21 protein-coding genes are annotated in these 25,534 nt (G+C 37.6%); 14 read left to right on the top strand and 7 right to left on the bottom strand.

Annotated features, from left to right (window positions below):
• Window positions 1-66 precede the first annotated feature (66 nt).
• The 5 genes from gcvH (at window position 67) to DYI03_RS05790 (ending at window position 5,740) form a co-directional block, all read left to right on the top strand.
• Window positions 67-447, top strand: a complete 381-nt coding sequence (gcvH, locus tag DYI03_RS05810) for a glycine cleavage system protein GcvH (RefSeq protein ID WP_004357247.1) — start codon at window positions 67-69, stop codon at window positions 445-447.
• Between the two features lie 116 nt (window positions 448-563).
• Window positions 564-1,874 carry an aminomethyl-transferring glycine dehydrogenase subunit GcvPA gene (gene gcvPA / locus DYI03_RS05805; RefSeq protein ID WP_025064440.1) on the top strand — a complete coding sequence of 437 codons (1,311 nt, stop codon included), beginning with the start codon at window positions 564-566 and terminating at the stop codon, window positions 1,872-1,874.
• A gap of 50 nt (window positions 1,875-1,924) precedes the next feature.
• Window positions 1,925-3,400 (top strand): aminomethyl-transferring glycine dehydrogenase subunit GcvPB, encoded by a 1,476-nt coding sequence (gene gcvPB, locus DYI03_RS05800; protein WP_021670041.1) that lies wholly within the window; start codon window positions 1,925-1,927, stop codon window positions 3,398-3,400.
• A 20-nt stretch (window positions 3,401-3,420) separates the two neighbouring features.
• Window positions 3,421-4,779 (top strand): dihydrolipoyl dehydrogenase, encoded by a 1,359-nt coding sequence (gene lpdA / locus DYI03_RS05795; protein ID WP_021670042.1) that lies wholly within the window; start codon window positions 3,421-3,423, stop codon window positions 4,777-4,779.
• Window positions 4,780-5,134: 355 nt separating this feature from the next.
• Window positions 5,135-5,740, top strand: coding sequence for a riboflavin synthase (locus tag DYI03_RS05790; protein ID WP_021670043.1), 606 nt, complete (start codon window positions 5,135-5,137; stop codon window positions 5,738-5,740).
• A 13-nt stretch (window positions 5,741-5,753) separates the two neighbouring features.
• Here DYI03_RS05790 and DYI03_RS05785 read toward each other — a convergent pair whose 3' ends face one another.
• Both DYI03_RS05785 and DYI03_RS05780 read right to left on the bottom strand, forming a co-directional pair.
• Complete coding sequence (locus DYI03_RS05785) at window positions 5,754-6,920, bottom strand: clostripain-related cysteine peptidase (protein ID WP_021670044.1); 1,167 nt, start codon at window positions 6,918-6,920, stop codon at window positions 5,754-5,756.
• 129 nt (window positions 6,921-7,049) lie between these two features.
• Entirely contained in the window at window positions 7,050-9,743 is a 2,694-nt protein-coding gene (locus DYI03_RS05780; RefSeq protein ID WP_021670045.1) for a valine--tRNA ligase, read from the bottom strand.
• A gap of 131 nt (window positions 9,744-9,874) precedes the next feature.
• Between DYI03_RS05780 and mazG the strand changes: the two genes are divergently transcribed.
• The 9 genes from mazG to DYI03_RS05735 all read left to right on the top strand — a co-directional run bounded on the left by mazG (window position 9,875) and on the right by DYI03_RS05735 (window position 18,965).
• Complete coding sequence (gene mazG / locus DYI03_RS05775) at window positions 9,875-10,768, top strand: nucleoside triphosphate pyrophosphohydrolase (protein ID WP_021670046.1); 894 nt, start codon at window positions 9,875-9,877, stop codon at window positions 10,766-10,768.
• Between the two features lie 10 nt (window positions 10,769-10,778).
• On the top strand, window positions 10,779-11,336 hold the full coding sequence (locus tag DYI03_RS05770) for a lipocalin-like domain-containing protein (protein ID WP_004357395.1): 558 nt from the start codon (window positions 10,779-10,781) through the stop codon (window positions 11,334-11,336).
• Window positions 11,337-11,338: 2 nt separating this feature from the next.
• On the top strand, window positions 11,339-12,256 hold the full coding sequence (locus DYI03_RS05765) for a ribonuclease Z (protein WP_004357141.1): 918 nt from the start codon (window positions 11,339-11,341) through the stop codon (window positions 12,254-12,256).
• A 212-nt stretch (window positions 12,257-12,468) separates the two neighbouring features.
• A complete protein-coding gene (locus tag DYI03_RS05760; RefSeq protein WP_021670048.1) occupies window positions 12,469-12,915 on the top strand; it encodes a helix-turn-helix domain-containing protein in 447 nt (148 codons plus the stop codon).
• A 24-nt stretch (window positions 12,916-12,939) separates the two neighbouring features.
• Complete coding sequence (locus tag DYI03_RS05755) at window positions 12,940-14,910, top strand: dipeptidyl-peptidase 3 family protein (protein WP_021670049.1); 1,971 nt, start codon at window positions 12,940-12,942, stop codon at window positions 14,908-14,910.
• Window positions 14,907-15,524 carry a DNA alkylation repair protein gene (locus DYI03_RS05750; RefSeq protein ID WP_004357213.1) on the top strand — a complete coding sequence of 206 codons (618 nt, stop codon included), beginning with the start codon at window positions 14,907-14,909 and terminating at the stop codon, window positions 15,522-15,524. The genes DYI03_RS05755 and DYI03_RS05750 overlap by 4 nt, the downstream gene beginning before the upstream one ends.
• A 161-nt stretch (window positions 15,525-15,685) precedes the next feature.
• On the top strand, window positions 15,686-16,363 hold the full coding sequence (gene yihA, locus DYI03_RS05745) for a ribosome biogenesis GTP-binding protein YihA/YsxC (protein WP_004357294.1): 678 nt from the start codon (window positions 15,686-15,688) through the stop codon (window positions 16,361-16,363).
• Window positions 16,364-16,375: 12 nt separating this feature from the next.
• Complete coding sequence (locus DYI03_RS05740; RefSeq protein ID WP_021670050.1) at window positions 16,376-18,157, top strand: ABC-F family ATP-binding cassette domain-containing protein; 1,782 nt, start codon at window positions 16,376-16,378, stop codon at window positions 18,155-18,157.
• Between the two features lie 13 nt (window positions 18,158-18,170).
• On the top strand, window positions 18,171-18,965 hold the full coding sequence (locus tag DYI03_RS05735; protein ID WP_021670051.1) for an ion transporter: 795 nt from the start codon (window positions 18,171-18,173) through the stop codon (window positions 18,963-18,965).
• A 204-nt stretch (window positions 18,966-19,169) separates the two neighbouring features.
• Here the strand turns inward: DYI03_RS05735 and DYI03_RS05730 are convergent, their stop codons facing one another.
• The 5 genes from DYI03_RS05730 to DYI03_RS05710 all read right to left on the bottom strand — a co-directional run bounded on the left by DYI03_RS05730 (window position 19,170) and on the right by DYI03_RS05710 (window position 25,508).
• A complete protein-coding gene (locus tag DYI03_RS05730) occupies window positions 19,170-20,111 on the bottom strand; it encodes a glucosaminidase domain-containing protein (RefSeq protein ID WP_025064439.1) in 942 nt (313 codons plus the stop codon).
• Between the two features lie 144 nt (window positions 20,112-20,255).
• A complete protein-coding gene (gene rpsA, locus DYI03_RS05725) occupies window positions 20,256-22,031 on the bottom strand; it encodes a 30S ribosomal protein S1 (RefSeq protein WP_004357545.1) in 1,776 nt (591 codons plus the stop codon).
• A gap of 305 nt (window positions 22,032-22,336) precedes the next feature.
• On the bottom strand, window positions 22,337-23,278 hold the full coding sequence (locus DYI03_RS05720) for an N-acetylmuramoyl-L-alanine amidase-like domain-containing protein (protein WP_021670053.1): 942 nt from the start codon (window positions 23,276-23,278) through the stop codon (window positions 22,337-22,339).
• Window positions 23,275-24,423: a DUF4421 domain-containing protein gene (locus DYI03_RS05715; RefSeq protein ID WP_021670054.1), complete on the bottom strand. Its 1,149-nt coding sequence runs from the start codon at window positions 24,421-24,423 to the stop codon at window positions 23,275-23,277. Before DYI03_RS05715 ends, DYI03_RS05720 begins: the two co-directional genes overlap by 4 nt.
• 101 nt (window positions 24,424-24,524) lie before the next feature.
• Window positions 24,525-25,508, bottom strand: a complete 984-nt coding sequence (locus DYI03_RS05710) for a Gfo/Idh/MocA family protein (RefSeq protein ID WP_004357121.1) — start codon at window positions 25,506-25,508, stop codon at window positions 24,525-24,527.
• Between the last annotated feature and the right edge of the window lie 26 nt (window positions 25,509-25,534).

The raw sequence follows: 25,534 nt of genomic DNA, 5'->3' as shown, positions 1-25,534 counted from the left end.
CCATTATTGAAGTTCTTGCCACCTTTTTATAATTTGAAAAAATAAAAATAATAGATAAAAATAATTATGGCAAAAGTTATTGAAGGACTCTTTTACGCTGAGTCACACGAGTATGTAAAAGTAGAAGGTGATGTTGCTTATATCGGTATTACAGATTATGCACAACACGCTCTTGGCAATGTAGTTTATGTTGATATGCCTGAAGCTGACGATGAATTTGAAGTTGAAGAAGGTTTCGGTGCAGTAGAAAGTGTTAAAGCTGCTTCTGACCTTAACTCTCCTGTTTCTTGCAAAATTCTTGAAGTTAATGAAGCACTTGAAGACCAACCAGAACTTGTTAATCAGGACCCATACGCAAACTGGATTATCAAAGTAGAACTTACAAATAAGTCAGAACTTGATAACCTTATGGATGCAAAAGCATACGAAGATTTCTGCGCAAAATAGTTTATAGACAATATTCTTAATGACGTTTATAGCTGTTTTCATTCTCAAAGTAAACTTTGCGAAAGAAAATAGCTATAAAGTTTTATAAAGCTAACCGTTTTAAAATTACGAGAAACATGAATTTTAAATTCTTTCCACATACCCAAGAGGAAACTCAGGAAATGCTTAACAAAATCGGAGTGAATAGCATCCAAGACCTCTTTGCAGGTATTCCTGAAGCATTGCGCTTTAAAGGTGAGTATGATATTCCTGAAGCAATGAGTGAAATTGAAATAAGAAATTTTTTCAATAAACTTGCTAATCAGAATAAATTGATGACTTGCTTTGCTGGTGCAGGTGTTTACGACCACTATGCTCCAAGTGCTATTCCACAAATTGTGAGCCGTTCAGAGTATCTTACTTCTTATACTCCATACCAAGCAGAAATTTCTCAAGGGACGTTACATTATATCTTTGAATTCCAAAGTATAATTGCCGAACTTACAAACATGGACGTTGCCAATGCTTCTTTGTATGATGGTTCGACAGCTACAGCCGAAGCAATGATGGTAGCTGCAGCTATATCAAGCAAAAAGAAAACAGTTTTGTATTCAAAAACATTGAATCCAAAAATTATTGATGTATTGAAAACTTATGCACACTTTAACGGAGTGAACCTCGTTGCTATTGAAGAGGAAGAAGGCATTACATCAAAGAAAGATTTGGAAACAAAGATGGCAGATGGAACTGTTGCTGGTGTTATTGTTCAACAACCTAACTATTATGGTATAACAGAAGATTTCACAGGTTTTGCTGACATCTGCCACAAGAATAAAGCACTATTTATTGTTAATAGCGTTGCTGCTGACTTGTCATTATTGAAAACTCCAGGTGAATGGGGAGCAGACTTTGCAGTAGGTGATGTTCAGAGCCTTGGTTTGCCTATGGCATTTGGTGGACCTTATGCAGGATACATGAGTTGTACACAAAAAATGATGCGTAAGATGCCTGGACGTATTGTAGGCCAAACAAAAGATTCACGTGGTCAACGTGTTTTTGTACTTACTTTACAGGCTCGCGAACAACATATCCGCCGTCAAAAAGCCACATCAAATATATGTTCTAACCAAAGTTTAATGGCACTTTACGTTACTATTTACTCAGCTATGATGGGTAAACAAGGATTGAAAGAAGCTACCAAGATGAGTTTTGATGGAGCACATTATCTTTGCGAAAAAATGGTTGCTACGGGCAAAGCAAAATTAGCTTACAGTCAGCCTTTCTTCAATGAATTTTTAATAAATATTGAAAACAGAGATACTTTCTACGATAAAGCTATCGAAAAAGGTATTCTTCCTGGTGTTAAAGTTGGCAAGAATGGTCTTCTTATAGCTGTAACAGAAAAACGAACAAAGGAAGAAATGGAAGCACTTATTGCTCTTCTCTAAAAACAATGAACTTTAATTAAAGGTTTACAATTACTTAAATTATTGAAGAAATGAACAATAGATTATATGGCAATTTAATTTTTGAGCTTTCACAACCTGGTTGCAAAGCTTACAGCCTACCTAAAAATGAATTTGGAAACTATGAACTTTCAAGCAATTTGAAGCGTGAGAAAGATGCAGAACTTCCTGAATGCGACGAATTAACAGTCGTAAGACATTATACAAATCATAGCGGAAACAATTTTGGTGTTGATAATGGGTTCTATCCATTGGGTTCTTGCACAATGAAGTATAACCCAACCATCAATGAAGAAATTGCTGCTCTTCCTGGTTTTACAGGTGTACACCCAATGCAACCTATTGATACTGTACAAGGTGCCTTGTCGGTAGAATATGGATTAGCAAAGACTTTAGCAAATATTTCTGGTCTTGCAGATTTCACTGTAAATCCTTTTGCTGGTGCGCAAGGTGAACTTACAGGTTTGATGATTATTCGCTCTTATCACGAAAAGCGTGGCGATACAAAACGTACAAAGGTTATCATTCCAGACTCTGCACACGGAACAAATCCAGCCTCTGCTGCCGTTTGTGGACTTGATATTGTTGAAGTAAAAAGTACTGCTGAAGGACTTGTCGATGTTGAAGATTTGAAACCATTGCTTGGTGATGATATCGCAGGTATGATGATGACCAACCCTAATACACTTGGTCTTTTTGAAAAGAACATTCCTGAAATTGCGAAGTTAGTTCATGAGTGCGGTGGTTTGATGTATTACGATGGAGCAAACCTCAATCCTATGTTAGGTGTAGCACGTCCAGGCGATATGGGCTTTGATGTAATGCACATCAATATCCATAAGACTTTCTCAACACCTCACGGTGGTGGTGGTCCTGGTGGTGGCCCTGTTGGTGTAAGAGAAGACCTTGTAGAATTTTTACCAAAGCCACATGTCTTGAAAACAGAAAATGGTTACGCACTTGATGTTCCTGAAGCAACGGAAGAATATTCTCTCAATAATATGCATGTTGGTCAGTTCATGGGTAACTTCCTTGTAACATTGCGTGCTTATACTTACATCTTGACACTTGGTAAAGAAAACTTAAAAATGGTAGGTCCATTTGCAACCCTCAATGCCAATTACATCAAGGAATCTTTGAAAGACGATTATGAATTACCAATTGGTGGCATTTGCATGCACGAATTCGTATTCGATGGCTTGAAAGACAAGAGTACTGGTGTTACAACAATGGACGTTGCTAAACGTCTCTTGGATTATGGATTCCATGCACCAACAATCTATTTCCCATTGCTTTTCCATGAAGCAATGATGATTGAGCCTACAGAAAACGAAAGCAAGAAAACTCTTGATAGCTTTATTGAGATTATGCACAAGATTGCACGTGAAGCACGCGAAACTCCAAATGTTGTTTTGGAAGCACCAACCAATACTCCTATTGGTCGTGTTGATGATGTTTTGGCAGCAACTAAGCCTATCCTCAATTATCGCCAAGCAATTAACGAGTAAAAATAGAAAGGTATAATATTATGGAAAAGACTGATTTAATTATTATCGGCGCTGGTCCTGGAGGCTACCATACGGCAGTTCATGCTGCCAAAGAAGGGCTAAAGGTAACCATCATTGAGAAATCCCACCCTGGTGGAACATGCCTTAATTGTGGTTGCATACCAACAAAGAGTTTTGCTCACGATGCAGAACTCTATCGCAATCCATTGCTTTCATGCGTAGGCGGTGGTCATGTGAACTTCACTCGCATTCAAGAACGTAAAAATGACGTGATTGCACAGTTGCGTGAAGGTGTAAAAGGCCTTATGGCACAACCTGGCATCACTTATATTGAAGGTGAAGCCAAATTCGTTGACAAGAAAGTTATTGAAGTGAATGGGACACAAATGACTGCTGACAATATTATTATTGCAACAGGTTCTCGTGCAAGAATGCTTCCTTTTATACCAACTTTGGATTCTCCTGAAGGTACAGACCTCAAGGATAAGGTTATGACTTCTACTGAATTGTTGGAAATTGACCATGTTCCTAACTCAATGGCTATCATTGGTGCTGGTGTTATTGGACTTGAACTTGCTTCTGCGTTTGAAACTTTCGGTAGCTCTGTTACTGTTATTGAGTTCCTCAAGGAATGTTTGCCAACGATAGATTCAGATATTGCCAAGCGTTTGCGCAAGACTTTGGAAAAACGTGGAATCAATTTCAATATGAATAGTGGTGTTAAGAGCATTCAAGCAACAGAAGACAAGAAACAAGCTGTCGTTACTTTTGAACAAAAAGGTCAAGAAAAGCAAGTCGTTGCCGATGTTGTACTTGTTGCAACAGGTCGTGCTGCTAATGTTGAAGGTCTTGGTTTGGAAGTTGCAGGCATAAATACTATTAAACAAGGTATTGAAACCAACGATTACTATGAAACCAACGTACCAGGCGTTTATGCTATTGGCGATGTGAATGGAAAGCAAATGTTGGCTCATGCAGCAAGTTTCCAAGGTTTACACGTCTTGAATCATATCATGAACAAGCAAGATAAGATTCGTTTCGATATTATGCCAGCTGCCGTATTTACCTATCCAGAAGCAGGTTCAGTAGGTATGTCCGAAGATGCTTGCAAGAAAGAAGGTATCAAGTGTATTGTGAAGAAAGGCTTTTTCCGTTCAAATGGTAAGGCATTGGCAATGGAAGAAACCGAAGGCATGCTCAAAGTTATGGCTGACGAAAATGGTAAAATCATTGGTTGCCACGTCTTTGGTGCCCACTCTGCTGATATTACACAACAAGTTGCAGTACTTATGAACAATGATGCTACGCTCAATGATTTGCGTGACATTATTCATATTCACCCAACTATTGGTGAAGTATTGCTTGAAACCATAATTTAAGTGCAACTGTTTGGTACATTGAAAAAATGTATTACCTTTGCATTTGAAAGGTAAAGACATAGTCGTGTCGATTCGATTGGGATAGTCATCAAATAAATCTGAAAACCGAGAAGACTTCTCTTGACAATGGCGGGCCACATAAATCGCATTAGCGACTAAACCCTTGGGTCGGTGGATTACAAAAGCGGAGAGTTCTCCTATCATAGATACTCGGACTTTTCATCACATCATCGATGCGACTTTCTAAAACTCTCGTCATAGAGAGATAATAATGAGGTGGAGTTCCTTTTGGAGTTCCACCTTTTTTATGATGAACAATAATATAAAAAACGATATAAAACCAAGAAAATAAAATATGTTCTCAGGTATAGTAGAAGAAATGGCACAAGTAGTAGCTATTGAACGTTATCAAGAAAATATAGATTTCACGCTGAAATGTACATACGTTAATGAATTAAAAATAGACCAAAGCATTGCTCATAATGGTGTTTGTCTTACCGTAGTACGCTTGACTGATGATACTTACACCGTTACGGCAATGAAAGAAACATTAGACCGCTCTAATCTTGGCTTGTTAAAAATTGGCGACAGAGTGAACATAGAGCGTTCCATGTTGATGAATGGTCGCCTTGATGGACATATTGTACAAGGTCATGTTGATGAAACAGCAAAATGTGTTGCAATGGAAAATGCTGATGGTAGTACTTATTTCACCTTTGAATATGAACAAGACATTGAATTGGCAAAACGTGGATACTTCACAGTCGATAAAGGTTCGGTAACAGTCAATGGTGTATCGCTAACCGTTTGCGAGCCAACTGATAATACTTTTAAAGTTGCGATTATCCCATATACACGCGAAAACACTAATTTTGCAGATATTCAAATCGGTACAATTGTAAATCTTGAGTTTGATATACTCGGTAAATATATTGCCCGGCTGAATAACTTTCAGGTTTAAAGCAAAAATTTAGTTATTGGTGGGTGGCAATCCACCAATTTGTTTTATTCTTATTTTCTATCGCCGCAGCATTAACAGAAGGGTCGCTTATGGTAATACCGCTATAAGCCGAAACGTTGTAAGTATATGGGGCGTCAAGAAAGCCACTATAAAGTTTTTCAGTTTTCCCTGTGAAAGGAATAAGATGCTTTATGATTTGACTATATTCGATAGTGTCCTGTCCTATGGATGTTATTTGTGCATTATATCTTTTAAGATAATCACCCAAATCATAGAATAAATGATTGGCGAAAACATCTTGTCCAGCAACTTCGTCAGCTGTTGGAGGAGTTGCACTCGATGAATTGAACTTTTTAAGCACGGCAGCAATATCATTTGAATAGGCACAATCTATGACTGACAGACTTCCATAAGGTGCAGAATAAGTTGCATAAAATGATAGAAACCCATTTATAATTGCATTATAATCAGGACTTTGCTCTGCCATATATTGGTAAATTAAATGATAAGGTAGTCCGTAATCCATTATTTCCGATGTCGAAGCTATAATATAATTCGTTGCTTGGCGCAATTCATAAGCTACTTCAACGTTTGCCATGTAGCAATCATCGAAGCAAAGAAATTCTAATTTAATACCATTATTGGCAATTGCATTTGTAATTTCAGTGATATTGTATTGTTGAGCTGCACTTATTCCGCCGATACTTCTACTTCTATTAAGTTTTGTTCCTTTGGGAATCCAACCAGTACCATGCGCTCCCATTATCATAGAATAGACAGGAGTAGGAGAGAAATGTTTAACATCAGCAAGATATTGAGTAAGACTTTTCTCATTAGTTTCGCTGATTGTATATTGTTTTAAAGTATCTCGCCAACATTTGCCCTTGTCGTAAATAATCTCGAACAACGTAGCTGACGATGCAGAATTGGCTATCAAAACCAACGTACGTGTAGCTTGATAAGATTGTTTTGTTACAATAGCTTTTTCAACGTTACTTATATTCTTCATAAACGCCGAATATAATCCGCTATCATAATTTCCTCCCGTCCAAGGCAAATACATAAAGATAGTTTTGTTAGCTATTATGTTAGGGCGTTGGCGTTTGTTCGATAATTCATCGTCCTTACTACATGAGAAGAACAATAAGGAAATGAAAGTAAAGAATATTAACTTTTTCATAAGGGGAGGTATTAATATTATCCTGTTAAATTACAATGAGTTACGAAAATAAAATAATTCACAAGTAGAGGTAAAGCAAAAAATATTGAGTAGGTACACAAAAAGCGTCACCTACCCAATAAAGTTATTTTACTTCTTTTTAAGTTCCTCAATATTAGCTTTGATAGCTTCTATCTTTTCTTCCGAATCACTTTGCTTCTTGCGTTCCTTTGCAATAACTGCTTCTGGGGCATGAGCAACAAAGTTATCATTAGAGAGTTTTGCTTTGACACCTTTCAAGAAACCTTCTAAGTGAGCAAGTTCTTTCTCTAATTTTTCGATTTCAGCTTTCACATCTATCAAATTACCAAGTGGAACCGCAAAGCCATCAGTACCTACCATGAAGGCAGAAGCATCAGAGCTTTTTTCGGCTACAACATTGATATTTTCAAGATTTGCCATTTTCGCAATGACAGCGTTGTAAGTTTCATAATTGTTTTTGCCGACAACTTCCAATGAGAGTGCAATCTTTGGAGCAATATTCTTTTGGTTGCGAATGGTACGAATACCACCCACAATTTGTTTCATGTTCTCAATTTTTACTATCAAAGTTTTTTCTTCATCAGTAGGTTGTGCCAATTCTAACTTCTCTAACATGATGCTTTCATTTCCCTTACGGTCGAAAATATGTTGCCACAATTCTTCTGTAATGAACGGCATGAATGGGTGGAGCATCTTTAATAATGTATCAAAGAAACGAAGTGTAGCCTCGTAAGTTTGCTTATCAATAGGTTTGCCATATTCAGGCTTAATCATTTCCAAGTACCAACTTGAAAATTCGTCCCAGAAAAGCTTGTAAACTGTCATCAAAGCTTCAGAAATACGATAACTCTTAAACTGCTCTTCCATTTCAGCATTTACTTCTTTGAGTTTCGCATCAAACCACTTAATGGCAATCTTGTTAGCCTCTGGTTGGTCTATATCGGCAGTCTCCCAACCTTGAACAAGACGGAAAGCATTCCAAATCTTATTGTTAAAGTTTCGTCCTTGCTCGCAAAGACTTTCATCAAATAAGATGTCGTTGCCTGCTGGAGCAGAAAGCATCATACCCATGCGCACTCCGTCAGCACCATATTTTGCTATTAATTCCAATGGGTCAGGTGAGTTGCCAAGACTCTTGCTCATTTTTCGTCCGATATTGTCGCGTACAATCCCCGTGAAATAAACATGTTTGAATGGGAATGTTTGGCGATATTCATAGCCAGCCATTATCATACGAGCTACCCAGAAGAAGATAATATCTGGTCCTGTAACCAAGTCGCTGGTTGGATAATAATATTTTACTTCTTCATTTTCAGGGTTGTTGATTCCGTCAAATACAGAAATTGGCCACAACCAACTTGAGAACCAAGTATCCAAACAGTCGCTTTCTTGTTCCAAATCAGCCTGTTTTATGCTTGGATTTATACGCTTTGCTTGTTCCAAAGCGTTTTCAATATTTTCCGCAACAACCGTAGCTGGCTTGCCGTCTTGGTCTTTAAAGTAGTAAGCAGGTATGCGATGTCCCCACCAAAGTTGGCGACTGATGCACCAATCCTTAATATTTTCCAACCAATGGCGATAAGTATTTTTGTATTTTTTAGGATAGAACTCTATTTCATCGTTCATTACAGGGTCGAGCGCAATATCTGCAAAGTGTTGCATGCTTAAGAACCACTGCGTTGAAAGCTTTGGTTCGATAGGCACGTTGGTACGTTCAGAGTAGCCCACCTTGTTATCATAGTCTTCAACCTTTTCCATCAATTCAGCTGTTTGAAGGTCTATTGCAATTTGCTTGCGTACATCCATACGGTCTTGACCAACATAAAGTCCAGCTGCTTCTGAAAGTGTTCCGTTGTCATTGAAAATATCAATTGTTTCCAAACCATGCTTCAAACCGAGAGCATGGTCGTTGATGTCGTGAGCAGGAGTAACTTTCAAACAACCTGTACCAAATTGAATATCAACATAAGAGTCTTCAATAATAGGAATGCAACGACCTACTAATGGCACAATTACATGCAAACCTTTCAACCAAGTGTTCTTATTGTCGTCAGGGTTGATACACATTGCAGAGTCGCCCATGATGGTTTCAGGACGTGTTGTAGCCACAACTGCATAATATCCCTTGCAATCTTGGTGCATTACATTTTCTTCGTGCTTACGTTCAACCTTGCTTTGGTCTTCAGGAGCAATGTAATATTTAAGATGATAAAGTTTTGAATGCTCATCTTTGTAGATTACCTCTTCGTCAGAAAGGGCGGTTTTTGCACTTGGATCCCAGTTTACCATGCGCACACCACGATAGATTAGACCTTTATTATAAAGGTCGCAGAAAACTTTGATAACGCCTTCGCTACGTTTCTCGTCCATCGTAAAAGCTGTGCGTTCCCAATCGCAAGAGCAACCAAGTTTTCGCAATTGCTTAAGGATAATGCCACCATGTTCGTCAGTCCAATCCCACGCATGCTTCAAAAACTCATCTCGTGTGAGGTCAGTCTTCTTTATTCCTTGTTCAGCAAGTTTGTTTACAACTTTTGCTTCTGTCGCAATGCTGGCATGGTCGGTACCTGGTACCCAACAAGCGTTCTTACCCTCCATGCGTGCATGACGGACAAGAATGTCTTGAATTGTGTTGTTCAGCATGTGTCCCATGTGCAGAACACCCGTTACATTAGGTGGAGGAATAACCACCGTGTAAGGCTCTCGTCCATCGGGCTTAGAACTGAATAATTTGTTGTTGAGCCAATACTCATACCACTTCGCTTCCACGTTCTGTGGGTCGTACTTACTTGCTAATTCCATTGCGTTTATATTATAATTTCTTTATTATCTTTAAAAACGATGCAAAATTACGAAAAAATCGCTTGAATAATGTATCTTTGCATAATAAATAAGGGTACTTAGTACTTCTTTTAACTTTAAATTTCATAAGATTGCATACCAAAGAAGAAAAATTAGCAGCATTCAGTCGTTTACTTGATGTTCAAGAACGATTAAGAAAGGAATGTCCGTGGGACAGAAAACAAACTTTTGAAAGTTTGCGTCCTAATACTATTGAAGAAACTTTTGAGCTTGCTGATGCGCTCATCAAGCAGGACAAAAAAAACATTTGTAAAGAATTGGGCGATGTTATGGAACATGTTGTGTTCTATTCGCTATTGGGAAGTGAAACTAACGATTTTGATATCGTTGATGTCTGCAATGCTCAATCGGATAAACTCATGTTCCGTCATGACTTTATAGATTGGACTGGTTGGCAAGTTGCAGATGAAAAAATGGCAATCAATCAACAAGGACAAGTTGTTTATAAGGACGAATTAGACACTAAAAAACAAGGAAACACAAACGGTAGCAGCGAATTGCCAACAACGGCAACACAAGTTGAATCGACTTGGGAGCAGAGAAAACAAAAGGAGAGGGAAGGGAACAAAACGGTGCTTTCTGGAGTTCCTGATTCTTTGCCAAGTCTAATCAAAGCGTATAGAATACAAGACAAAGCACGCAATGTTGGATTTGATTGGAAAAATAGAGAAGATGTATGGGAAAAAGTTGCTGAAGAACTTGAAGAACTGAAAGTGGAATTATCCAAAGAAGACAGCGAAAAGGCTACAAAAGAATTGGGTGATTTCCTTTTTTCAGTCATCAATGCAGCCCGACTTTACAAGTTAAACCCAGACAATGCGCTCGAATATACTAACAAGAAATTCATTTCTCGTTTTACTTACGTTGAACAACAAGCTAAGAAACAAGATAAAGAGTTGAAAAATATGGCTTTAGAAGAAATGGATAAACTTTGGAATGAAGCTAAGAAAATAGAAAATAAATAATATTTAAGTTATGAAAAAATTACCTATTATTTTGTTATTTGCATTCATTGCAGCTATCTTTATTGGTTGTAAGAATACAAACAAAGGGAAAGTTATAGAGACAAATTCAAAGTCTGCTGATTCGCTTAACGCAGGTGATACTACTATTTATGGAACAATGCTCGATGGTGGCATGAATTCAATTATATTATTGACCGACGCTGGCGACACATTGGAGTTTATTCAAAACCCTGACGATACTACGGAAGTTGTTAAAGGTGGTAAACTTATAGGCGACCGCTTTGCTGTAATCGGATACAAAGAATATGGCGATATGATGTTGCGCAGTGCAATTAATATTACTTCGTTGCTTGGAAATTGGTCAAGCATCGATAAGAATTTCGATATTATCGAGGGAGGAACGATTACGTCTAAAGTACAATCGGAGAAAGATACATGGACAAAATGGAAGATATTTAATGGAAAACTCGTTTTGTCTAAAGATACTTTTGCGGTCTTAGAACTTGGAGCAGACTCAATGTTGCTTGAAAATAAAAACGGAGTATTCCTTTTCGGACGTAACAAATAAGCGTGGAGCCTTTTAAAATACATATCTTAGGGTGCGGAAGTGCATTACCTACGCTTCGCCACAATGCAACTTGTCAGATTGTGGAGGTGCGAGGAAAACTCTTTATGATAGATTGTGGAGAGGGAACGCAAATACAAATCAGGCGCTCGCGTATTCATTTTTCGAAAGTTCAAGCAGTTTTCATCTCTCATCTTCATGGCGACCATTGCTTTGGATTAATGGGAATGCTCTCCACTTTTGGCATGACAGGTCGCACAAATCCACTTCATGTTTATGCACCAAAGGAGTTCGAGCAATACTTTAACCTCTCTATGGAATTATTCTGCAAAGGATTAGAATATGAAGTATTCTTTCATTGTGTGGAAACAACAGAAAATAAGGTTATATACGAAGACAAAAGTATTACGATAGAATCTGTTCCATTAGAACATCGCATACCATGTTGCGGCTTTCTTTTTCGCGAAAAGCCAACAGCTCCGCATATTAAAAGGGATATGATTGATTTTTACAAAATCCCTGTTAGTCAAATCAATAATATTAAAGCAGGAGCAGATTGGACAACAGACGATGGCGAAATTATTCCCAACACTCGTTTGACAATACCTGCGGAAAAACCTCGTTCGTATGCTTATTGCTCTGATACACGCTACATGAAAAATCTTCATAAAATGGTTAAAGGCGTAAATGTATTGTATCATGAAAGCACTTATGCTGATGATTTTAAGGACAGAGCAAAACTTTATTATCACAGCACTGCATCGGAAGCTGCAACAGTAGCGTTAAAAGCCGAAGTTGGAAAATTACTTTTAGGGCATTATTCTGCCCGATACAATGATGAGAAGCAACTATTAAAAGAAGCAAAAGAGATATTCGTAAATAGCTTTTTAACAAACGAAGAAATGTTTTTTAATGTTGAATAAATAGATGAATGCCATTTCCCTTTGAGTGAAGAATGATAAAATAATCATTCTGATAATGTAGAAAAAGTGCTTTTTCTATGAGATATTGAATATTTGCTTTCAAAATTTGTACAGATTTCAAGAATTATTGCCAAAAAGTTGAATTTGTAAAAAAAAATATTTATATTTGCAAAGTATCAACTTAGCGGTAATTTGTTTTAATCATACTATTTATGGCAAAGTATAATATTACAGAAAAAAAAGAAAAGACAGCGGCATATCGCAAATTTGTGAGTCCGAAATTGATGGAAGAGTTGAAGGATAAAATTATAAACATACTACTAATCCAGCAGAAATATAAGGATAAAAACTATTCTGCCAAACAACTCGCTGACGATTTAGGCACGAATACACGATATATATCAGCCGTTGTAAACGTAAAGTTCAAAACGAACTATACTTCTTTTGTGAATAAATTTAGGATAGAGGAAGCAATGACAATCCTTGCATCGAAAAAATATCAAGATTTAAATATGGAAGATATAAGCGAGATGGTAGGTTTTGCAAATCGACAATCATTTTATGCTTCTTTCTATCGCATAAACGGAATGACACCACGTGAGTTCAAACTACAAGAAAAGAGAAAGTTGAATGCACAAAGTAGAAATTTCAAACTATAAAATAAGAATTTTCTAAAAGACTTTATGAACAAAGAAACTTTTGATTATTCATCTGAAAGATTTGGCGATATTCAAATGTTACGCTATCAATTAGATGGATTCAAAAATCTTACGCTAAATCAAAAATTATACATTTATTGTTTAGCGCAAGCTACATTATGGGGACGAGATATAACTTTCGACCAATTTGGAAAGTATAATCTGCAAATCAGACGAACCTTGGAAGCAATTGTCATAGCAAAGTACAAACAAGAAAGCAATGACTTTAAAGCTTTGGAACTCTATTTAAAGCAAGTTTGGTTTGCAAGTGGCATACATCATCATTATGCAATGGATAAATTTCAGCCCCACTTTTCTCGTTCATACTTTCAAGAAGCTGTACTATCGTTGGGGAAAGAGTTTTTCAAACTTGATACTCATGACAAGTTAGAAGAACTTTGCAACACACTATGCGAGATTATTTTTAATCCCGATATATTGGCGAAACGTGTTAATAAGGCAGAAGGTGTTGATTTGATACAGACTTCAGCCAACAATTACTATGAAAATGTTAGCCAAGAGGAGGTTGAACATTTTTATACAAACCAAAAACAACAAGCAAGCGACAAAGGATTATCATTTGGGCTAAACACTACTTTGGTAAAAAAGAATGGTAAGATTTATGAGGAAGTGTGGAAGCTGAATGGTAAGTATGGCAAAATTATAGAAAAAATCATATATTGGTTGAATAAAGCCATAACTTACACTGAAAACGACGACCAAAAAAAAATCATTCGTTTGCTCGTTCATTATTATACAACAGGCGATTTACACGACTTTGACAAATATTCTATCGCATGGGTAAAGGAACATAAAGGTCAAATTGATTTTATAAACGGCTTCATCGAAGTTTATGGCGATGCTTTAGGACTGAAAGGTTCATGGGAAGGAATTGTTCATTATAAAGATTTAGAAGCGACCAAACGTACACAACTCATATCAAGTAATGCTCAATGGTTTGAAGATAATTCTCCTGTAAATGAGGAGTTTAAAAAGAAAGTCGTAAAAGGTATTACAGCCAATGTTGTTTGTGCAGCAATGTTAGGCGGTGACGAATATCCTGCCTCTGCTATAGGTATCAATCTACCAAATGCAGATTGGATTCGTGCTGAACATGGCTCAAAAAGTGTTACTATTTCCAATTTAACACATGCATATAATGTTGCTGCAAAAGGAAATGGCTTTATCGAAGAATTTGCAATTGACGCTGCAACACGCGATTTGATAGCAAAACATGCCGATTTAACCGATGAATTGCATACCGATTTACACGAATGCTTGGGGCATGGAAGTGGAAAGCTACTTCCTGAAACCGATTCTGATGCACTCAAAAATTATGGCAACACGATAGAAGAAGCACGTGCCGACTTATTTGGATTGTATTATATCGCTGATAAAAAGTTAATAGAATTAGGCTTACTACATTCAGAAGAAGCCTACAAAGCACAATATTATTCGTATATAATGAATGGCTTAATGACTCAATTAGCACGTATCAAGGCTGGAAAAATGATTGAAGAATCACACATGCAGAATAGGGCTTTGATTGCTCGCTGGGCTTTTGAATTGGGTAAAGTTCATAATGTTATAGAATTTGTTCAGAATAAAGAAATAAATAGCAATAGAACAAAGACTTATATTCGCATTAATGATTACGAAAAATTGCGTGAAATCTTTGCACAACAGCTTGCTGAAATACAACGAATAAAGAGTTGTGGAGACTTCGATGCGGCTCGTATGTTAGTCGAAACTTATGCCATAAAGGTTGATGAAGCGTTGCATAATGAAGTTTTAGAGCGTTACAAAAAGCTGAATATTGCTCCTTATAAAGGTTTTATTAATCCTCGAATGAATTTAGAATACGATATTAATAATCAAGTAATTGATGTTATATTAGATTATACAGAAAGCTATTCAAATCAGATGATGAGATATTCCAAAGAATATAGTATATGATGACAGAAGAAACACACGAAAAAATAAAGCAAATTAAGCAATCTTTCCATTTATACATGAACGGAGTAGCTGCTCAATCTATGCGTGAAAAAGGTGCAGATTATAAAGTAAATTGGGGAATTGACCTATTATCTTTGCGCAAAATTGCAAAAGATTATGGGAAAGATTATGATTTGGCAATTGCTTTATGGAAAGAAAATAGTCGTGAATGTAAGATTTTAGCAACTTATATTATGCCTTCTGAAAAGATGTTAGCCGATGTTGCTGATATTTGGTTAGAACAAATTCCGACACAAGAAATAGCTGAACACCTTTCATTCAATTTGCTTCGCTATCTTGATTATGCTCCTTCGTTGGCATTTAAATGTTTGGCTTCTGATAAGAGTTTGTATCTTATCTGTGGTTTTCAAACATTGGCATGTCTATTTTCTGATAGAAAAGAGCCTAATGAACGAGGTATGAACGAATTTCTTGACCAAGTTGAAGTAGCTTTATTGTCAAATGACTTGGCTGTAAAACAGGCAGCTTTTCGTTGTGTACAACGATTTTGCGATTTGGGAGAAGAATATGAATTGATAGTCAAAAAGGCTCTAAAAAAATTTGATATTCTATAAAGTGGTTTTACAAAAGAAGTTGAGCAAAAGAATTAGGTTACTTCCCATGTTGTAAAGTTCTATAACAACCATCACTTTTTAGCTTCACAAGGATGAATTTCGGATAACGATGCCAATATTTCGTCCTTTTTTTGTAGTTTTGTAGTCAAAACAAAATCAAAATGATAATTAAGAATTCTGAATTTAGTATTTCTTCGCCTACGATAGCGAAGTGTCCTAACGATACAAAAAACGAATACGCATTTATAGGGCGTTCGAATGTGGGAAAATCGAGCCTTATCAATATGCTTTGCAATCATAAAGGTTTGGCTAAAACATCAGCAAAACCGGGTAAAACATTGTTAATCAATCATTTCATAATCAATAAAGAGTGGTACATTGTAGACCTTCCTGGTTATGGATATGCTAAAAATTCGAAGACGGTACGCAATAAATTGGAGCAAATGATAGCCCAATACCTATTGCAACGCAAGCAGTTGGTGAACGTCTTTGTGCTTATCGACATACGCCACGAGCAACAAAAAATAGACCGAGAATTTATAGATTGGTTAGGCAAAAGCAATATTCCGTTTTCAATTGTCTTTACAAAAGCTGATAAACTTTCGGTCGGAAAAGCAAAAGCCAATGCTGCTGCATGGATGAAAAAGTTGGAAGATACATGGGAAGAAATACCTCCTTACTTTGTAACATCATCGGAATCGAAACTTGGGCGAGAGGAAGTGCTCGACTATATTGGAAGAATCAACGCTGAACTGGCAGGCGAAACGCTTACTTTGCCCGAAGAACCAATAGAGGAAGAGGCGCAAGAACCAGCAGAAACAGACGAAAAGGCAGAATAAAAGACGAGCAGCATGGCACAGATACCTTACTTAGACGTTCAAAAACTATCGAAAAGATTTGGCTCACAAGTGCTTTTCGACCAGATTTCGTTTTCCATTGCCGAAGGACAACACGTAGGATTGATAGCGAAAAATGGCACAGGAAAGTCTACTTTATTATCCATTCTTACAGGCAAAGAGGGCTACGAAGAAGGTGCAATCATCTTTCGTAACGACTTGAAAGTAAACTGTTTGGTGCAAAGTCCTAAGTTTAAATCAGAAGAATCTGTGCTTGATGCGTGCTTCAACCACGAAGGCGACCCCGAGAAAGTGTTGAAGGCAAAGCAAATTTTGACCACTCTGAAGATTACAGACCTTGACCAACCAATGGGGCAGTTGAGTGGTGGACAGCAAAAACGAGTAGCATTGGCAAATGTACTCATTACCGAACCTGACCTGCTCATACTCGACGAACCTACCAACCACTTAGACCTTGAAATGATAGAGTGGTTAGAAGGCTATCTTTCGCGAGGAAATAAGACCTTGTTAATGGTTACGCACGACCGTTATTTCCTTGATAATGTATGCAATGTTATACTCGAATTAGACGATAATATGGTTTATACCTATCGAGGAAATTACTCGTTTTATTTGGAAAAGCGACAAGAGCGTATCGCCAACACACGTGCCGAAATAGCAAGAGCCAACAACTTGTATCGAACAGAGTTAGATTGGATGCGCCGACAACCACAAGCACGTGGACACAAAGCAAAATACAGAGAAGACGCTTTCTTCGAATTGCAAGCAAAAGCACAACAACGTATCGAAGAAAGACAAATACGTTTGAAGGCATCGAACGTATATATTGGTAGCAAAATATTTGAATGCCAATACGTTTCAAAAGCCTTCGAAACGAAAACCATACTCAAAGATTTTTATTACAACTTTGCTCGCTTCGAAAAAATGGGCATTGTAGGCAATAACGGTACTGGAAAATCGACCTTTATCAAAATGTTACTCGGATTGGTGAAGCCCGATAGCGGGAAATTCGATATTGGCGAAACCGTGCGCTTTGGCTATTTCTCGCAAGAAGGACTCAAATTCAGAGACGACCAAAAGGTAATAGACATCATTACCGACATTGCCGATTACATCGACCTTGGAGGTGGCAGGCACATGACGGCTTCACAATTCTTAAACTACTTCCTTTTTACACCCGAAATGCAGCATAACTATGTGGCAAAACTCTCGGGAGGCGAAAAAAGAAAGCTGTATTTGTGTACTATCTTGATGAAAAATCCTAATTTTCTTATCCTCGACGAACCTACAAACGACCTTGATATTCAGACACTTCAAATACTTGAAGAATATTTGCAAGACTTCCCAGGTTGTGTCATAGTGGTTTCCCACGACAGATATTTTATGGACAAGGTGGTAGACCATTTGTTGGTATTCAAGGGCGAAGGAGAAATAAAAGATTTTCCTGGAAACTACACGCAGTTCCGTGATTATAATGTGTTGAAAACCAAAGAAGAAAACGCAGAAACAAAGCAAAAGGAAAAGAAGCAAAGCGTTCAGCGCGACTATCACAACGATACGCGTAAACGAATGAGTTACAAAGAAAAAAGAGAATACGAGCAACTCACAAAAGAAATAGAGCAAATCACAACTAGTATTGCCGAAATGGAGAAGCAACTGTGTTCGGGAAATATTGAAATTGATAAATTAACGGAAATATCAAAGCAGCTGCCAAATCTAAAAGCCGAATTAGACAAAAAGGAAATGCGTTGGTTGGAATTGTCAGAATTAGAGTAAGGAATAGTTTTTCATGAAAGAAAAGTTATACAAAATCATCTTTGAAGCCGATACGAAAGAGGGAAAAGCTTACGATATTGCGCTCATCGTCATTATTTTTGTAAGCATTATTGTTGCCTTTACCGAAAGTGTAAGAACGTTGGCTTACACCTACAAGTATATTTTGGAAATCGTTGAAATCATTTTAACGGCATTGTTCACCTTTGATTATTGTGCAAGATTGTATTGTTCGCCCCAACCACGAAAATATGCGTTAACCTTTTTCGGTATTGTTGATTTCATATCGACCGTTCCGCCCTACCTAAGTATCATTTTCCCAAGTGCAAAATACATGATACTTTTGCGCTCATTTCGTTTTATTAGAATCTTCCGTGTGTTCAAACTCTTTACCTTTCTGAACGAAGGACACCTGCTATTGCAGTCGTTAAAGAAAAGTTCTAATAAAATTTTGGTCTACTTTATGTTTGTCCTCATCACCGTAACCTGTCTTGGCACAGTCATGTATCTTGCGGAAGGTAATCAGCCTAACACGCAGTTTACCGACCTTGGTACATCGGTTTACTATGCCATCGTAACCATGACCACGGTGGGGTATGGCGATATAACGCCAGTAACGCCTTTCGGACGGTTGCTTTCAGCCTTTGTAATGTTGCTCGGTTATACCATTATAGCCATTCCAACAGGCATTGTTACTGCTACATTTGTTGATGAAACGCAAAGGAAATCGAAGCACGGAGAGTGTCCACGATGTGGCGATAGAATAGACCCTAACGACCGATTTTGTCGCCATTGTGGCGAAAAACTCTAACCTTTTGTTTTTCAAAAACTACCTTTGTTTTCGTTTAAGCTTCTTTTTCAATTCAGAGCAATGCCAGTATGGAAACCTTACTCATCTGTATAAACTGACAGGATTATTATTTAAATGAAAAAAATAGAATGAAAAACAAGCTGCAATCCATGGTTTGAAAACAAAATAAGGTGGATTTTTAAAGAATCCACCTTATTTTAATTGTCAGTACAATCTTATTTTGTCGTTGGTACAGATACCACGCTTCACTAATTTTTTATTCATCTTGATAAGATTTTTTAGTCGAATACCATATTTTTGTGATATATCGTATAAGCTTTCAGATGGTTGAACGATATGAGGACGATTTCGATACTCGCTTGGAGCGTGCTTTTGTTTTTTGCGTAACCATACAATTTCGCCTTCATAGAGTCGTTTGTCAATATCCTGTTCGTTGTATTTAGCCAACTTTTTCTCGCTAATATTCACCTCTTTAGCAATATCCTTGTAAGTATCACCCGCATGTGCCGTAACGTAACAATTTTCGTTGAAAGCACGGAAGTTACGCAAACCTGTATTCAACATGTTTTGCTTTGGTGTTGGTTTCTTTGTGATTTCAGGACGAGTTGGCTCAATTGGTTCTACAAACTTTGCATTATCGTATTGGTAAAGTTTATAGACCTCAATAATTTCTATAAGTTTGTAAGCATATTGGGGATTGGTGGCATATCCAGCACGCTTTAGTCCATGTGCCCAACCACGATAATCATATTTTGAAAGATTAAATAAACAATTGTAGCGTTTTCTTCCACTGAGAAATTTTGAGTGGTCTTCAAAACTATCAAGCACTGTGTCGTAAGCACGAAAACACTCACCATTGAGGTCATCATCGTGCGAAATGGTGCGCCCAGTCCAATCATGACATTTTATACCAAAGTGATTATTGGCAACTATTGCCAATTTGCTTTGCCCTGCTCCGCTCTCCAAAACTCCTTGTGCAAGGGTAATACTTGCTGGTATTCCGTAGCGTTGCATCTCCTTAATAGCAAGATTTTTGTATTTATCGAAGTAGTTTTGGTAAGTTTGATTCCAACGAATGGTAGGTCCTGCCATGGTTGAGCAAAGACAAACAGCAAAAGTCAGAACTATTAAGATATATCGCTTCATTGGTGATGTATGAAAATGTCAGATTGCAAATATATGGATTTTAATTTAAAAAACAAAGTCTTATTGTATAAAAAACAAAAAAACTGGACTCCGATGTGGAGTCCAGTCCTGTTATGATGATTGTAATAATTTACTTTTCTGTAATTACTTGCCTTCTTCCATCTTCTTCTTGAGGTCAGCGAGAATGCCGAGGTCGCCAAGAGATGTGCTAGCTGCTACATTATTAACTTGTGCAGCTGCTTCAGAAGCTTTCTTGTTGTTACCACCGCGTGGGCGACGTGGTTCTTCCTTCACTTCTTCGAATGTGCGAGAGTGTGAAAGAATGATGCGCTTTGTTTCTTTAACAAATTCAATCACTACGAATGGAAGTTCTTCGCCAAGTTGTGCTTGTGAACCATCTTCTTTAACAAGGTGCTTTGGAGTTGCGAAACCTTCGCCACCTTCGTTAAGTGTGATAACAGCACCCTTGTCCATAGATTCTGTAATCTTACCTACGTGAGTTGAACCTGGTGTGTAAATTGTTTCGTATGTATCCCAAGGATTTGTTTCCAATTGCTTGTGGCCGAGGCTCAAGCGACGGTTTTCCTTGTCGATTTCGAGAACAACAACATCGATTTCTGCGCCTGTTTGTGTGAATTCAGATGGGTGCTTAACCTTCTTAGTCCAAGAGAGGTCAGAAATATGAATAAGACCATCAACACCTTCTTCGAGTTCAACGAAGATACCGAAGTTTGTGAAGTTGCGAACTTTAGCGTTGTGCTTAGAACCAACTGGGTATTTAGCTTCGATAGCCTCCCATGGGTCTTCGCGGAGTTGCTTGATACCAAGAGACATCTTGCGTTCGTCGCGGTCGAGTGTTAATACTACTGCTTCAACTTCATCGCCAGCCTTCATGAATTCTTGTGCAGAACGCAAGTGTTGGCTCCAGCTCATTTCTGAAACGTGGATAAGACCTTCAACGCCTGGTTGGATTTCAACGAAAGCACCGTAGTCAGCCATAACAACAACCTTACCCTTAACGTGGTCGCCTACCTTGAGGTTAGGATCGAGAGCGTCCCATGGGTGTGGAGCGAGTTGCTTCAAGCCGAGAGCAATGCGCTTCTTTTCTTCGTCGAAATCAAGAATAACCACGTTAATTTTTTGGTCAAGTTCAACAACTTCGTGTGGGTCGTTGATTCTGCCCCAAGAGAGGTCAGTGATGTGGATAAGTCCATCAACACCACCGAGGTCAACGAATACACCGTAAGAAGTAATGTTCTTAACAACACCTTCGAGGATTTGACCCTTTTCAAGGTGTGAGATTATTTCCTTGCGTTGTGCTTCGAGCTCAGCTTCGATGAGAGCCTTGTGTGATACAACTACGTTACGGAATTCTTGGTTAATCTTAACAACTTTGAATTCCATTGTCTTGCCTACAAATACATCGTAGTCGCGTATTGGGTGAACGTCAATCTGGCTACCTGGGAGGAATGCCTCGATACCAAATACATCAACAATCATACCACCCTTAGTGCGGCTCTTGATGTAACCTTGGATAACTGCATCAGTTTCGAGTGCTTCGTTAATGTTTTCCCAGCTCTTTTGGAGGCGTGCCTTCTTGTGTGAAAGCACGAGCTGACCACCTCTGTCTTCTTGGTTTTCAACGTAAACTTCAACCTTGTCGCCTACTTTAAGCTCTGGGTTGTAGCGGAATTCAGAAGCAGGAATGATACCGTCGCTCTTGTAACCGATGTTTACGATTACTTCTTTCTTGTCGATAGAGATTACTTCGCCTTCAACTACTTCGTGTTCGTGAATCTTGTTGAGGGTGTCGTCGTAAGCCTTTGTAAGTTCTTCTTTGTTGCCGCCAACGGTTACACCGTTTTCGAACTCTTCCCAGTTGAACTCTGACATTGGATTGACGTTTTCAAAATTTGCCATAAATGTTTTTAAAAAATTTGTAATTAATAAAGTTAGACTTTATGTGAATAATTCTCTCAAGGGCATAAAATGCCCTAACAAGGCGCAAAGTTACTAATAATATTCTGAATATTAGCAACTTTCGTGCTTTTTTCTTTGCTAATTTTACTTTAATTTAAAAGTTTACGCTTATTTTGAGCTATCTTTACGAATAAAAAAATCATTTCCAAATATAAAGCTATGGTTTTGAACGATAAAATAGATTGTTTCATGCTTCAAAACAATAGCTTTTGACTTTTTTAGCATTATTCATAATTTTCAATAGCTTATAGTTTCAAACGTGCCACTCGAATTCCTATATTATAGGGGCGTGTTTTAAGATAATCGTAGAGTGTTTCGGTGGGTTCTACTACGGCTTTTTTATTCTTTTGTAAGCTTGATGCGTTGAGCAGATGAAGTCCGTCTTTGTGCCAAACGGCAATGCCAAGATGCGTCGTATCAAGGTTTCGCTTATTGGTTACGAGGGCGATGATGTCTCCATCGTGTATGATTTGGCGTAAAAGTTGGGTATTTTTTATTTCACTTTTAGGTATGTAATTTACTATTTTTCCGTTTGTTGCATCTTCCTTTTTCTTAACTTTCGCAATACGTTCTGGATTATTTTTAAGCATATCGTATGCCATAAAATTCTCGCTCATATAGTTTATTTTCAGACGTTGCGTTGCCGTAAAAGGTGGATTGGGTGCTGAAATTTCTGTTAGAAATCCCATTTTTTCATTGTCTGTTACCCACCATTGATAATAGTGCAATCGATTTTCATAAGCCAAAATGCCTCCTTGATAGCGAATTTTCTGCAACATATTCGTAAAATCTTGGTAGGTAGACTGGCTATTTTTTACGCAAAACACTATTGCTATCACATTTTCAAGATAAGTGGTGCAGTCCATTTCTTTCAGATTTACAACCAATTGTTCGTTTGGATTACGGTCTAAAGTGTGAGCAACGTATGGGATTCCTATAAAATGTCGTGCTACTTTAAGAATCAATTCCTCATTGGTAAGTTTATCTTTGAGTGGTAGAAATTCAGCTAAAAGGCGTTCTACTTGAGCATTTAGAGCGTTTGATTTTACACTTTTAGGCTGCAATTTCTTTGTTTTCTGTGGAACTGAGGTAGTAGTTTGCTTCGGATGATTTTCAGGATTGGGAGCTTTGGCATTGCAAGCCACCAACATTATTAAGAAAACAACAGCTGAATATAATCTTTTCATTGTTTTTTATTTTTATTTTTCTTTGATTTGTTTCGTTTACCAAAGTTCATTCCTACATAAAAATTTATGTTTCCGAACAAATTGGTTGATGAAAATTGGTCGCGTCTGTAATTGTATGCATGCATGATAGCACTCATACCAGCGTACCATTTCATATTGTTCCAAACCAATCCGATGCGTGCAGTAGCATCAAGATTTAGATTATTAGAAATAAAATTGCGCAAATTGAAATTCTCTTCAATAATCTTTCCCGAATTTCGTTTGTAGGCTAAACCTATTGTAAGTGAACCTGCTGCAAGCCAATTGTGTGCAAAAACCCAGTTGTAAGCGTAGCCACCATTAACAGAAATGTCGGTATAGCGTATTTTTTCTACCATTAATGTGCTATCAATCCCCCCCTCAAACTTCGATAAATCAACACGTTTTGCCACTTCATCATAGAGTTCTGGCCAATTTATTTCTAACGTATGGCGTGTATAACCGATGCCAATAAGTGGACTACCTGCCGATTTGCGTTGCATAGTACTTTGACTGAAAGCAGCAGGGTAGGAGAAACGGCGATGATTAAAGATGTAATAGACATTAAATCCTTTTACGGTAGATTTAAGTTGATTGAAATCTACCCCACGCATAGGACTTGTATCAATGCCCTGTCCCAAATTCATTCGCCTAATTTTATAGTCATTTCCCGTATTACGATAGTAAAGATCAACACCAATTTTAGAACTATAAATACTCAAATCCAACTCTTTTTTTTGATTACTTGAGCCTGTTGCGAATGGGTGTTTAATATCAAGTGTATATCCTAAAAAGACCCATCGCCAACCAACATACGGACCAATACGAATGCTGGGGTCGGGTGCAAAAGTTATACTTTGTCCGTTTTTACTATTCAAAGCATATACTTCAAAGTTATCAGTATTTTGAAGCATGACGGTAAAGTTATAGCGTTGAGGTTCAATATAATTGGTATCAATGTCATTCATCTTCTTCATCATACGCTTTGCTTTTCGTAAATATTGGCGAAACGACTTCGTTGTATCGGGTCGTTCCCATTTTATGGTGTCAGCACAATTCCAAACTCTTTCTGTAGCGTGCGAAGAAAGAGTTTGAAGAAGTAATATGATGAATAAGAAAAATCTCATTTATAATATTTTATTTGCGTTACTTTTCCTAAACGTAAATTTTAATTTTGCTTACTACAATATTTATCGCAACAGAAACTTTACTTATTTTGTCTTTAAAATTAATATTTGCCCAATATTCTATCCATAACCCAATTAGTAGGGGTAGCTTCTACGCTTGTACATTCGCATTTCCCATAACCTTGCAAGTCTTGAACAATAGAGCGAATGAGTGGTTCCTGAACGTAATGAGGATTTTTTATATCAATATACTGCATGCCTTGACTGGTATAAAGTTCAATTGGCATATAATTGTAAACAGAAAAGATGATACGTCCTGCTGTTCCATAGATTTCAATGCTATCTTCCTTTGCACTTTCATGCGCTGTAAAACTCCATGACGCACTTCCACTAAGTCCTTTCTCGAATTGGAAAACAGCACTTACCGTATCTTCAGCTTCGAAAAGACCTGTTCGATTGGAAACATAGCCATGAGCTTTAGTAATTACGCCGAACATACTTTGGAGCAAGTCCAATTGATGTGGTGCTAAGTCATAAAAATAATTACGTTCAGTATCTTTTGACTGCAAACGCCAAGGTACTTCATCGTAATTAGTATCCTCTAATTCATTTGCAGGCACTGCAAAACGCACTTGCATGGTAAGCACTTTGCCAATGGCACCACTTTGCAAAATTTCTTTTACCTTCTTAAAATATGGCAAATAGCGGCGATAATAGGCTACGAAACATGGCACACCAGTTTTCTCAGAAATGCGATTAATGCGTACACAATCTTCATACGAACCCGCTAAAGGCTTTTCTATTAAGCAAGGTTTTCCAGCTCTCATCGCCATAATCGCATAAGTAGCATGGGTAGATGGGGGAGTAGCAATGTAGATTGCATTGACATTGGGGTCGTTTACCAACATTTGCGAATCGGTATACCATTTTTTTATGGCATGTTGGTTAGCATAAGTGCGTGCATTTTTGGTATTTCTGCTGAACACAGCTTCAACGTGCGACTCAGTTACAGCATTAAATGCTGCACCCGACTTGCGTTCAGTAGTTTCACTACAACCTATAAATCCCCAAGCTATATGCTTCATTATTTTATCTTTTTGTGCAAAATTAC

The organism is Prevotella disiens (assembly GCF_900454955.1).
GTDB lineage: Bacteria > Bacteroidota > Bacteroidia > Bacteroidales > Bacteroidaceae > Prevotella > Prevotella disiens.
Note: the sequence above shows the minus strand (reverse complement) of the source record. Positions and strands in the feature narration are given on the sequence as shown.